Annotated in this window: 10 protein-coding genes; 2 read left to right on the forward strand and 8 right to left on the reverse strand. The window is 34.9% G+C overall.

Annotation, left to right across the window (positions count from 1 at the left end; translation table 11 throughout):
* Window positions 1-861: 861 nt before the first annotated feature.
* The 5 genes from E1171_RS17800 to E1171_RS17820 all read right to left on the reverse strand — a co-directional run bounded on the left by E1171_RS17800 (window position 862) and on the right by E1171_RS17820 (window position 6388).
* A complete protein-coding gene (locus tag E1171_RS17800) occupies window positions 862-1257 on the reverse strand; it encodes a hypothetical protein (protein ID WP_155207409.1) in 396 nt (131 codons plus the stop codon).
* Between the two features lie 200 nt (window positions 1258-1457).
* Entirely contained in the window at window positions 1458-2441 is a 984-nt protein-coding gene (locus tag E1171_RS17805) for an NAD(P)-dependent alcohol dehydrogenase (RefSeq protein ID WP_155207410.1), read from the reverse strand.
* Between the two features lie 156 nt (window positions 2442-2597).
* Entirely contained in the window at window positions 2598-4061 is a 1464-nt protein-coding gene (locus E1171_RS17810; RefSeq protein ID WP_155207411.1) for a flavin-containing monooxygenase, read from the reverse strand.
* Window positions 4062-4132: 71 nt separating this feature from the next.
* Window positions 4133-5623 carry a serine hydrolase domain-containing protein gene (locus tag E1171_RS17815; RefSeq protein WP_155207412.1) on the reverse strand — a complete coding sequence of 497 codons (1491 nt, stop codon included), beginning with the start codon at window positions 5621-5623 and terminating at the stop codon, window positions 4133-4135.
* Between the two features lie 135 nt (window positions 5624-5758).
* A complete protein-coding gene (locus E1171_RS17820) occupies window positions 5759-6388 on the reverse strand; it encodes a GyrI-like domain-containing protein (RefSeq protein ID WP_155207413.1) in 630 nt (209 codons plus the stop codon).
* A gap of 781 nt (window positions 6389-7169) precedes the next feature.
* Here E1171_RS17820 and E1171_RS17825 point away from each other — a divergent pair.
* Both E1171_RS17825 and E1171_RS17830 read left to right on the forward strand, forming a co-directional pair.
* Window positions 7170-8498: a S41 family peptidase gene (locus tag E1171_RS17825; RefSeq protein WP_155207414.1), complete on the forward strand. Its 1329-nt coding sequence runs from the start codon at window positions 7170-7172 to the stop codon at window positions 8496-8498.
* A gap of 220 nt (window positions 8499-8718) precedes the next feature.
* Window positions 8719-9243 carry a hypothetical protein gene (locus tag E1171_RS17830; protein ID WP_155207415.1) on the forward strand — a complete coding sequence of 175 codons (525 nt, stop codon included), beginning with the start codon at window positions 8719-8721 and terminating at the stop codon, window positions 9241-9243.
* 267 nt (window positions 9244-9510) lie between these two features.
* Here the strand turns inward: E1171_RS17830 and E1171_RS17835 are convergent, their stop codons facing one another.
* The 3 genes from E1171_RS17835 to E1171_RS17845 all read right to left on the reverse strand — a co-directional run bounded on the left by E1171_RS17835 (window position 9511) and on the right by E1171_RS17845 (window position 12518).
* Window positions 9511-10812 (reverse strand): M1 family metallopeptidase, encoded by a 1302-nt coding sequence (locus tag E1171_RS17835; RefSeq protein WP_155207416.1) that lies wholly within the window; start codon window positions 10810-10812, stop codon window positions 9511-9513.
* Between the two features lie 90 nt (window positions 10813-10902).
* Entirely contained in the window at window positions 10903-12108 is a 1206-nt protein-coding gene (locus tag E1171_RS17840) for a hypothetical protein (protein ID WP_187696525.1), read from the reverse strand.
* Window positions 12069-12518, reverse strand: a complete 450-nt coding sequence (locus E1171_RS17845; protein WP_155207418.1) for a glycine-rich domain-containing protein — start codon at window positions 12516-12518, stop codon at window positions 12069-12071. Before E1171_RS17845 ends, E1171_RS17840 begins: the two co-directional genes overlap by 40 nt.
* Window positions 12519-12778 lie beyond the last annotated feature (260 nt).

Here is a 12778-nt window from a genome sequence, read left to right on the forward strand (position 1 = left end):
TCCCTACTCTATCTACTCACCCTTTATTTCTAAGTCCATTACCTTAACTAAACGATTTCCTATCTCAGTAGTATTTAAAAATTTCCACCATTTACCACTAAGTGAGATATGCGTAGAATGGGAATTTAGGGAATTGATTTTTTTAAAATAATCCCAGGGAATCAGTTTTCAAATAAAGGAGTTTGGTCAAGCTAGACTTTAAGGATGGGAATTTACAGTCAGGGTATATACTACCATTCGTTTTAGTTGCAATTTAGGGAGAGGGTGGTACTTTAGCATGGATTTACTTCTAGGTTGGATGGAAAAGAGCTTGGCCAAAGCTTATAAGCTTGGACATATTTTAAATGTGTCTGCATTTTTTTATAAAAGCATATCACTAATATGGAAAGTGATTTTCCTTAGAAAGTGCAAGCTGATAGGAGTGAGGGTTCCGTATATCCTATTAGTTTCCCCATCTAACTTATCTAACTATCTCTTCATTAGAGATCTTTTGGGTGTTGATTTTTAGCTTAGCTGTCCCACTTTATATTATTCGAATGAAAAGTTGGAATTTTGGATAATTGTTGTTTGATGAATTGAAAAACTTCAGTGTAGATAGTGCTTTATTTTGTGTAATTAGTTATATTAATTATAGGTTAATTCGACGTTTAAAAGAGAAAATAAGGTCTGGATAAGTGTATTTAGGCCTTGTTTTTTTAGTAACTTCCTCAGAGACTGCTTAATGCCTTTTTGGATTTTATCCCAATAAGAACACATTTATTATGTGTACCCATATCCAAATAAAAGCTAAGCTTTATGCATTGAATTGTGATTTTCAATAGGCGTCAATTATGAAGGTTAATAAAAAAAATCTTCAATGTTTTAGTGGCTAACTCCCATTATTTCCCACATGCGCCTATGTGCAATTCCTAATTCTTTAAATATTCCCTGATAAAGAGGTGCTTTTATAGGAGTACAACAAGTTGCATATAGGGCACCCATTTTTGACCCTAACTCAGCTATTTTTTCAATGCTCTTTTGAACCTTATCCTGATTTTCGGAGGCTGTATTTAAGGTATTCACTAATCCTTCCAAAGCTGTAAAAGCTTCTTTCATTTTTGTGCTTCTTTCTTTCATACAACAACTCTTAGAAATTTTATCTAAAGCTGCTTTACAATTTTTAAGGGATTCAAGAGCACTGTTTAACATCATGTGATGCTTATTCTCCATCCTTTGATTAATCAAGTGATTTTCGCTGCTATTTGGTAAGTTTTTCATTTCCTTAATGACGGTTGAGGTATAAGTAAAGGAGTTTGCTTGGTGGACCTTTTAAGAATTGACTTTAGTTATTAACCAAAGGTAAGCTTGAAGCCAAAGAAAGGTGTTATATAATTTGGTAAAAATCTTATATAATTTTTAGTTGGATTGGTGAAATTATAGATCGAAAAAATAGCCTTCAAAGTTATTTCTCTAATTGGTCAAGTATTGTTGTTCTGTTTCACTGTAATTACTACTTTTCCTTTGTGCTTCCCTTCTCCAAAATACTGAATGGCTTTAGGGACTTCATTTAACTGATAGGGTCCATCTATTACGCATTTTATTTTGCCGGTTGTGAAAAGCTCATTAATATAACTTAAACCCTTATTTGGTTTGAGAGAAAGGATTCGTATTTTCTTTTTGCTGAACAGAGAAACCCAGGGTCCCAGACAAAAAATCTGGAAAAGCCGATTCAGGTGGCCTCCAACAGTAACATATGTCCCATTAGCTTTTAATGAGCGTGCATAAGCGAAAGGTGAGCGAGTTGTTTTGGCATCAAGAATCAGATCATAACGATTTCCATTTTTAGTGAAATCTTCCTTTGTGTAATCTATCACAAGATCAAAACCTATCGATCGCATCATATCCAGTTTTCCTGCGCTGTCAACTCCGGTCACTTCACTTCCGTATAATTTGGCAATTTGAAGTCCAAAGGTACCAACACCTCCGCCTGCACCATTAATTAATAATTTTTGCCCATGTTGAATTTTTCCTCTATCTACAAGGCTTTGAAGAGCCAGTATTGTAGCATGAGGTATAGCCGCTGCTTCTTCGAAAGTCATATTGGCCGGTTTGAGGATTAATGCATTTTCATCCACACAAACAAATTCAGCAAAACCACCCAAACCACACTCAGATATGTCCCCGTATACCTCATCTCCTGGCCGAAAACTTTTTACGTTTTTACCCACCCTTTCTACCACTCCCGCAGCTTCCACTCCAAGTATATTAACTTTTGGCTTTAGAAGCCCAAATAAAAGACGAAGAATGTATGGCCTTCCTCTTATGAAGCTCCAATCCCAGTCGTTTACGGCTGTGGCATGAACTTTTATCAAGACTTCATCTTCTTTGGGAGTAGGTTTTGGTATTTCTCTGAGTTGGAGTACATCAGGGGTTCCATATTTTGTGAATACAATTGCTTTCATAAAATTCCTCTAATGATGTTTTGAATTTGCCAATTTGGTTAGCCAAATCTTTTCGACTGCAATTGCTAACAGTTTCCAAAAAGTGCATTGTAATACCATTTATTGTTTGTTAGCAAAGGTATTTTATCTAATGTTGCTTTTTAGAAATAAACCCATTTATTGATATTCCAGGTACTTGTCTGTAACCCTACTGTATTTTAAAGAAAACAGATCTTTGATATAATTTTGATGTACTTTCCAGGGGGTTTTTGAACCCTGCTTGGGAAGTACATTACTGGCTCTCAGAATGTATCCCGCATCAAAATCTAATAAACGTTCCGACCTCAACTTTTTAGGATCAAATTTTGGGGTGCAAACCGAATAATTATTTTGTTTCATATGATTGAGTACCTTTGCTATGAATTGGCAATTCAGGTCACACTTCAAAGTCCAAGATGCATTAGTATATCCTATGGCCAAAGCAAAATTGGGAATTTCACTTAACATTACCCCTTTGTAAGCATGTGTTGTATTTATGTCTATAGGGGTACCATCAACCGTAATTTTCATGCCTCCAAAAAGTTGAACTTTTAACCCTGTGGCAGTAATGATAATATCGGCAGGTAAATGTTCTCCTGAGTTTAAAGTTATTCCATCTGTTGTAAAAGAACGAATAGTGTCTGTTACAATTTTTGCTTTTTTATCTTTTAAGGTTTTGAACAAGTCATTATCAGGAACTAAACATAGTCGTTGATCCCAAGGCTTATATTTAGGGTTAAAGTGCTGGTCTTCGTATTTACCCCCTAGTTGTTTTTTAATATTTTTCTTCAAGAAATTTTTAACGGTTTTGGGCCATTTTCGGGATGCTCTATAGAATCCAATACTAAAAAGAATGTTCTTCCAGCGGGAAATTTTGTGAGCTAATTTTGCAGGTAAAATTTTCTTTAAAAAATTAGCTACGACATCCTCACTTGGGAGGTTCATGATATAGGTAGGTGAGCGTTGCAACATGGTAACTTCTTTGGCCTTTTTTGCCAGCTCAGGCAACAATGTAATGGCAGTAGCTCCACTTCCTATGATAATGACATTCTTATTCTTATAATCCAGATTAGTATCCCATTTTTGTGGGTGTATTTTGATGCCCTTAAAGGCTTCAAAATTTGGAAATTCGGGTTCATAACCGTTCTCATAGTTGTAATAACCACTACACATGAAAAGAAAATTGGTCTGCACAATTTTTTTTTCATGTGTAGTTGAACATTCCACTTCTATTGTCCACTTTTTTGTGGATGATGACCAAGAAGAAGAGATTACCTTTTTGTTAAATTGAATATGTTCACGGATGTTAAATATATCTGCTGTTTCATTAATATATTTTAAAATCGAGGGTCCATCGGCTATTGCTTTGGGATTTTTCCACGGATGAAAAGCGTAACCAAAAGTGTACATATCGGAATCAGATCGTAAGCCTGGATACTTGAATAAATCCCAAGTTCCACCTACAGAAGCACGGGCTTCCAATATGGTGAATTTTAGGTGGGAACACGTTTCTTTTAAATGATAAGCTGCCCCTATTCCTGACAGTCCTGCACCCACAATGACCACTTCATAAAAATCAGATTTGACCTTTTCTTTTTTCATTATTATTAATGTTTAAAGAGGATAGAAAGCCAAATTTTTATTATTGCTTTTCAGTCCATTATTAGAAACAATTATTTCTTTACCCATTCATTTGAATTTACTCCCAACTTTTTTAACATTTCTTTACCGTTTTGATTTGCAGGATTAAGTTCAATCGATTTTTTGTAATTTTTAATTGCCTTGTCGTTTTTCCCTTGAACCATGAGCACTTCTGCATAACTATCATAAACATTCCACGATTTAGGAAATGCTTCTACGTTTAACTTAAAAAGCACTTCAGCTTCTTTCACTTTTTCCTTTTGCAATAGATGATAACCCATTCTATTCATTTCATCTTCAATTAAACCATAAGTATCGGAGTCTTTAATTTCTTGGTAATGTAAAAGTGCTGATTTGATGCCCTTTTCTAATAAGACTTCCAATAAGGAATAGGCTATGGATTTTTTGGGGAACTTATAGGGTTTATTATAAAGAATTCCTGTAATGGCAGTAGTCATTTCATCGAGTGGTGCACGCCCCGTATTATTTAATAGAATAATTGAGGACTTTTCGGAAGGAATTCGGGTAATTAGTGTATGGAATCCATTTATTCCTCCTCCGTGAGCTATTACCTGCAAACTATCCGTTGTTTGTCCAATGGGAGTTTTGCCGATCATCCACCCATAACCATATTGTTGCTCAAAGCCTTCAATGTAGGGTGTAAATATTAAATCAAGATATTTTTTGGGAAGGAGTTGGTCTGTGTATAAAGCTTGATCCCATAGAAATAAATCTTCAACCGTTGAATACATGGAACCCGCAGCATATGGAATAGACATGTCAAGATAAGGAGCATTAATGAAAAAGCTCCCATCTTTTTCATAGGCAGAAGCCCTGTTTTTCATGATGACGTTATGATGGTCATAACCCGTATTGTTCATTTTTAGGGGGTTAAATATTTTCTCCTGTAATACTACCTCATATGGTTTTCCAGTGATTTTTTCAATAATGACTCCTAGCAAAAAATAACCGGAATTATTATAAATGAATTTTTCACCTGGTGCGAATTGAAGTGTTGAATCGGCAAATATTTGCACAAACTCATTTGGGCTGTACGGATCGCGACTAATATCTTTAAAGAAATTGGGAAAACTGGTATAACTTGGTATTCCAGAACTGTGCGTAAGCAAATGATGAATGGTTACCTTATTTCCATTAGGTTTGGGGTAATCGGGGAGGTAGGTCGAGATAGGTTCATGCAAATCTATTTTACCTTCTGCGGCTAATTGAACAATAAGCATCGCAGTAAACTGCTTGGTAATTGAGCCTAATCGGTGTTTCGTATCAGGCCTATTTGGAATATCCCATTCCATATTGGCCATTCCAAAGCCTTTCTTAAAAATTATTTTTCCTTTTTCCGTTACTAGCACCGAGCCGTTGAACTGCCCATATTCATTATATTGGCTTATTAATTTATCTATTTGATGGGTTTTGGACTGTCCCACTGAAAGAGGTAAGATGAGCATCTGGAAAAAGATTCCTAAGATGAACGTTTTTAGCAATAAATTTAAGGTTTGTTTCATACTGATATTTGGTTAAAGTGGAGCTTTATCTTCTATGTTAGTGTAAAATAGTAGTCGGTTTCCTAAGTTTGGCTATTAAAAAATTTAAGGTGGAATCAAGCCTTGTGTTTACCTCTTTGCGTTTGTGCTACTAATTTATTTAGGTTTTACTTGAAATCTTAATACAGTTTTTAATTTATCTGGAGTTACTTTTCTAAAATCAGATAGGTATATTTCTCTGTGGTCTTTCGATATTCTGGAAAGATTTTCCTTTTCTGCAAAATCTTCCATTTGTTTAAAGCTAGCTGGTTCATTGTCGTAACTTCCCATATGCATCATTTGAATACATTTACCTTCCCTTACCTTTTCAAATTTCACCTTTTCCAATAATTCAAGTGATTTTTTCTTTTTGGTTTGGTCAATCATTTTTTTGGCGAACTCTTCACCAACAAATTCAGGTTGCCTAATCATTAACTTGAAAGTCAGGTCGTTTTTGTCAATTGTGCCCTTAAAGGTTTTCTTGGCTTCTTCCTTAATGTCCCAAACTCCTTCAAGTGGATAAACCGTATAATCAAAATATCCTTTAGGTTCTATTCCTTTTTTGGGACTCATTTTTATGGCGTAGGAAACCGCATACAGGACTTGGATATATTCAGGAAACAAATCACTGTTGGGGTTACCTTCTCCTTCAATGGTAATAAACTGGTATTCAGGGACCTCTAGTACTTCAGGTTTATTTTTGGGTAAATAGGTTGCTTTTTCCTTTTTTCTCCATTCATGTTTCATATTTAATTTTTTTTTGTTTTAATATATGAAGTAAAAGTAGAAAGCAAAAGTGACAGCCCTATGTCAAATGTAGTGATAGTTGTTAAAGTACATTTTTTACACAATTGCCAACGGTGAGTGTATAGGTAGTGTTGACTCTAAGACACTCAGCAAACAAAATATAAAGAATTTGAAAGGAGAAACCAATTTATTTAGCTTCACTTTTTCCCTTTTTAGTAATGGCTTATTGTAGATTTAGTAATAGCAATCCCAAAATTTGGATCCTAATTAGGTTTAAAATTATAAATTTCAGTTATATGGAAAATATAAGGGAGCTCGCTACGAAATTTAAATCCAAATTAGCTGTTTCATAGATGAAGGCCGTAGAAAGTTACTCTGAACTAGCTACAAACTATGGCCCTCCTTACTACCCTATTAATGGGGTTATATATCATCAAAACTTAATTTATCTTTTTTAAAATTTATCCACTTGTTTTCCCTTTATGTTTGCCGGTATTAGGTGTAGGTCTATTTTTTACCTATTCGAATTCATTTTATGTTTATTTTAGACTTAATTAAAAACAATGCTCAAACTCAAATCATGGGATAAACTCAACTGTATCATTGAAACTGAAAGGGCAGCCACCTTAAAAGATTTCGAAAGGAAACACAAAGCTCAATGGGGTCTTTAAAAAAGCTGGAAGAAACCCTACTCCATGATAGATAACTTAATCCAGAATTTAGAAGAGGGAAAAGTACTTGAAGAAGTAGATTATAAATCCATTAATTACCAATAGAAACTATGAAAACGAAATTAACGCTCCTTTGTCTGATGGTATTCACACCCTTATTACTTTTGGCTCAATCCCAATCTAAAAATGAAGTCATTAGGGAAGTTCAAAAGTTAATGATTGAAAATTATATTTTTCTGGAGAAGGCTCATGAAGTTAATCAGCATTTGGATCAATTAATACAAAAGGAATATTTTGAAGGTTTTGAAAGTTCGGAAGCCTTTGCAAAGGCACTATCCGAAGAAATGCAAAAAATTACAAAAGATAAACATTTGAATATTGCTCCCCCAAGACCTCGAAATACTGGGCATGGTCCTCGGCCCTCTTTTTATTCCTGGCATTTAAATAATTTGATGGAATTTCGGGCGGGAGGGTTTGGGGAGGTGAATTTCTTTGAGGGGAATGTAGGATATATCCATTTAAAAGGATTTAGGGTTGAGGACACCTTAAAAGTAGATCCATTAATGCAATACCTGGCTACTGCCGACGCCATTATTGTTGATTTAAGAGAAAATAGTGGGGGAAATGGGCCAGTAGGAACTTATTTAAGTAGCTATTTTCTTCCATTGAATATTCCACTAACAGGAGTATATACTAGAAAAACAAATAGATTGGAAGAATATCATACCGTTCCAGTAAAGGGAATGCAGAGGCTGGACGTTCCTTTATTAATATTAACTAGCAATAGGACATTTTCTGCGGCTGAAGCTTTTGCATACGATCTACAGGCAAGAAATCGTGCCATTATCATAGGGGAAAATACAGGAGGGGGAGCACATCCGGTGAGTTTTATACGGCTCCCCAAGAACTACACCCTTATTGTTACTGTTGCACGCTCCATTAACCCTGTAACCCAAACCAACTGGGAAGGTGTGGGAGTAAAACCAGATATTAAAGTTTCGGCAGAAAAGGCTCTGGAAGAAGCTAAAAAAGTAGCAATAGAAAGTGCAAAAAAGTATAGAGAAACTCCATTCCGAAAATTGGAGAAAATTCTAAAAAATGCGAAACTATCGAAAGCAGATGAAAAAGCTGTTTGCGATCTTTTAGAGCTCATACTGGAAAGAGGACATATGGAAAAATTCATGCTAAATAGATTGGGGTACGATTATTTGGATAGAGGGAAAGTAGATGCGGCTTTGGCTGTCTTAAGGGCAGGCACGGTTCTTTTTCCTAATTCTCCAAATGCTCATGATAGCTATGCTGAAGTTTTAACTCAAAATGGGCAGAAAAAATTAGCTTTAATGCATTATGAAAGAGCGGTTTTACGTGCCAAAAATCAAAATGATAGACAATTAGAACTGTTCGAAAAGAATTTAAATGCCTTTAAGGCAAAAAGGTGACTTTGTTAAAATTTTGAGCCCTTTAGTAAAGTTAGTTGATATTAATTAGTTCCTAGCAGTTGGTACAGCTCTAAACTTTTTTAAAATTACTCAGGCCCATTTTCTTGCATGACAAATCCATAACATTTTGCAGAAAATCATTCTCCTTTGCCCCCTTCCTCTTTGAAGAAAAAATCTACTTTACTTTTTAATAAGAAGCTGTGCGTTTTAACAACAGTTCTTGTTCAAAACCGAACATAATTTATATTGGGATAATTTAGGAATATGGCTCTATTGGCTGTATAGGGCTGTTCTTAAGGTTCTGGCACAGCAGTTGAATTATAATTGGCACAGACTAAAAAATCAAAACCAACAAAATACAGCTATGAAAATCGTATCAACAAACCAGTTAAAACCCATAAGCATCATGTCATTCATAGGAGCCTTAGCATTCATTGTAAGTTTTTCAGCCGTTGCCGGAAATCTAAAAAAAGTAGACACTACATCTAAGGAGATGGCCTATGAAATGATCTTGGGTCCTCAGGAAGAGTTTGCTTTGGCCAATGATGCTTTAAGCCCCGAAGAGGAGAACCTGTTAATCTTTCCACAGGAGGTATACATCTATAATCAGGATAACCAGCTGATCCAACATGCTACCGGGTCAAGTGAGGAGCTACAACAAAATGGCCAATTACAAGCGATAATTGCAAATAGCAGTTTGTTAATGGAAGATGGGGGAGATAAGTACTATGTTACAAGGAAATAGGTTATGTTTGAGGGGAAGTTATTTTTAAAAAAGTGACGGTTTAGGGAAATATAGGGTGGAATTGTAAAGGATTAGGTATTAGTCGGCTCATAAAAAGAGCCGGCTATTTTTTTGGATAGGTTGGGAGATTTCCAGGTTTTAGAAAGTAGAATTAATGAAATTAATATGGATAACTTTAAGAGAAGCTACTAAATGCTTTTTAATAAGTGAATATTTCTATTTAACCCTTAACCGGGAATGATTTCAAACACTTTGCTTTCCCAAGCATTAATAAATCCAAATATTAAAAAAGGCCTTTAAGTCCCTTTTGCTAGATTTTTCCATGGCATACTGAAAGTCTTCTGTGGTTACAGATTTCTCATAAAATTTTTGGGTAAAAAACTTAATTCCTTTCCAAAAGGGTTCATCTCCTAGTTCTTTCCTTAATAAATGTAATACATAGGCTCCTTTAAAATAAACCAAGTTTCTATCATCCTTAGTGGGATTGGTCCAGTCAGGAAAAACTAACGGTTTATCAGCTCCCTTCTTCCTGATTTTATCATACACATTAAAATAGGCATCTATATTTTCCTGGTATTTTTTCCTCCCAAATCGGTGTTCATTATACGCCGCTGACATAAATGTGGCAAATCCTTCATTGAGCCAAAAGTGATTCCAACTCTTGCATGTGACCATATTTCCCCACCATTGATGGGCTAACTCATGGGAAATTAGATTTGCCTCCGAGCTATCAGTTAATACAAGTTCACCATAAGACTCTTTTAATACTGCAAATCCCGACATTTCTTGATAATGGTTACCCATTATTAGTTGAGTATAAGAACCTTGAGGGTACTGTACTCCTGATTTAAGTTCAAAAAAGGAAAGCATATCTTCGGTATTTTTAAAGATCAATTCTAATTCTTGAGAGGTATGCTTATGGGAATAATAATTTAGTGAAATGTCATGATATTGGTCTTTGTATTCATGAAATGAACCCATTGCAAATCCGTATGTATAAGTTGGTGTTTCGTAGTCTTGATTCCATGAATATAAGGTCTTATTATCTCCTTGGGTTTGTTTGTTAATCAAATTACCACTAGCAATTGCCCTAAACTGATTGGGTACCAATAAATCAATTTTTAATGAGGCCCTATCGTCAGGTGAGGTATTGCAAATCATCCATTCACTGGTGTAATATACAGTGTATATTTGTTGTGGAGAGGATAGGAAAACTATTCCTTTTTCAGGTTTTCCTTCATAAAATAATTCAACCTCATATTCATTCGCTGTGTTTTTGTCCAATGAAATGAATACTTTATTTTCTTTCTGTTCAAATCCTTTTACCCCCTTACCTTTAAAATTGGTTACCTTCAAATTTCCAGAATCAAAAATAACTTTATCATTTTTGCGGTCTGCTTTAAATTTTATGAGGACACAACCTTTAACCTCTTTTTTGTTCAAATCAGGTTCGAGAAAGACATGATAATTCAAAACATCTATTCCATTGTTATTTGTGGGGCTAGCATTTAATATGCCTGAGAACAAAAAAGTTAAGAAAGAGAGGAGAAAAAATGGGTTCAAATTCATAATTAAAGAAAAAATAAACAGTAAGGTTTTTGTATATAGTTCTTATTTCGTCAATAAAGTACTTAACATCCAGCTTCCCCATATTGATTGTTAATCCCCTCCACAAGAAGCACAGGAGCTACAACTGGAACATGAACTGTCAAAAGAGGAATCAGAACTTCCGAAGGACCCAAAATCAAACCAACTACCAGATGAAGCATTTGAACTTATGTTATCCGATTCTGAAAAAATCTCAGCCCCACCATTCATATCTGTTGGGTTATCAAAATTAGCAGAAGCGTTATCCTCCGTCTGTGAAGCATATAAATCATTTCCGGCTTCAGATTCGTTCTCAGAAAAAATATCTGTTCGGTCTTCCACTGCTGTTGAATCATCGAAATAGGAAGATGAGCTATCTACCTCTTGTAAGTACCCTAATTCACTTCCAGTTTCAGATTCATAGTAAGTATTGGAATGCATCACAGAATGTCCATGTCCTATAGATGCCCATAGGAAAGAATAGAAAAGGAAATCATCAAATCCATAATAACCGTAATGTAGACCATGGTAACCATTCACTTGGTTTCTTCTAATATCCTGTTTCGATTCTATCTTGGTTTTTGAAACAACAATTTTGGTTTTTATTTCCGAATGAATATCATCTACATTTATGGATTTCTTGATACATAAAATAAGGTCACTCATAAAAGAAGAGAATTCATGGTGCTTTTCTCTTTTGAATTCGTCATAACTCTCCTGAGATGAAAATACATTTTCAAGTTTACTCTTAACATTACCTTCTTTGGCAGAAAACTCCTTTAGAAGTCCCGTTAACTTAATTTCGATTGGATGTTCTCCTACACTATGGTTCCTACTTATTTGGACTTCCAATAGGTATTTAAATAATTCATCTTCATGTTCTAAGACCAGTAGTAAATTGTCAAAGTGGGTTGACATGGCAGATCCCAGTTTTAAATCATAAAGGTCAAGGGCCTCCTTCAAATCATCTTTCTTTCCTTTATCATCGAGATAAAAATCAATATCATCATGAGATAACCGAATGATATTAGAAATGCCTTTCTGGGAAAAAGCCATATTTAGTTGTTGGAGAATAGAAACGGCTGTAAATGTTTCTCTTTCTTGTTTTTCAGTTACCCCACCCAAAGTCATGTAATAAAGCATTCTTTTAAAAGCTTTGGTTGGTTTTTTGCGTTCAATTTTGGTTAAATGAGAGGGGTCTATTGTAATTATTCCTTCAAAATACATAGGGTAAAATTTTAGGTTGGTTGACATGATCCGCATTGAGAATCGATCCATTCTTTTTTAGATACTTCTCCCCAAATAGGCACTGGAGGTTCCCCAAAAAAGATTATATAGCATTGGATTGTTTTTATGTAGTTTCTATTGTTTGAAGACTTGTCATCATCAGGCGTATGGTGAATAAACTTTCCCAATTTTAGGTGGCAAAACTTTTCATAAGCTTTTGTGAAGAGAATAAATTCATGCCAACCCAGGTCAACAATTAATGATGGAGTTAGCCTAATTTGAAAAGCAGACACTAAGTAAAGAAACTTAATAACTTCAATAAACAACTCACGTGGAGTTATCCTTTCATCTATAGGAAGTTTATCTAATTTTTTACCGAGAATCGGGTTCTTCTCCAAAAGTGTATCTGTCCATGCCTCAACGGTTTCTGTACTTACCTTTTCAGTTTGCGTATTTTTCATAAATTATTATTGCTAACGGCCTGTCTATGGAGAAGATCATTTTAAAGTGTTGGTTTTGCCGGGTCATTCTTCCTTATTTAATGGATATACCGACAGGATTAAGTTTTGGCAAGATAATAATCTATCCTAGAGGGTACAAATCCCCATAGAGAGATAGTGAGGACTTAACATGTAACTGCATTAGGGTTTTAAACCCAAAATCATAAGAGAATGACTTTTATGAGCCGTGAAGGAAAACTTTTTACCTTTTTGAGTTTTTT

This window comes from Xanthovirga aplysinae (assembly GCF_009711365.1).
GTDB lineage: Bacteria > Bacteroidota > Bacteroidia > Cytophagales > Cyclobacteriaceae > Xanthovirga > Xanthovirga aplysinae.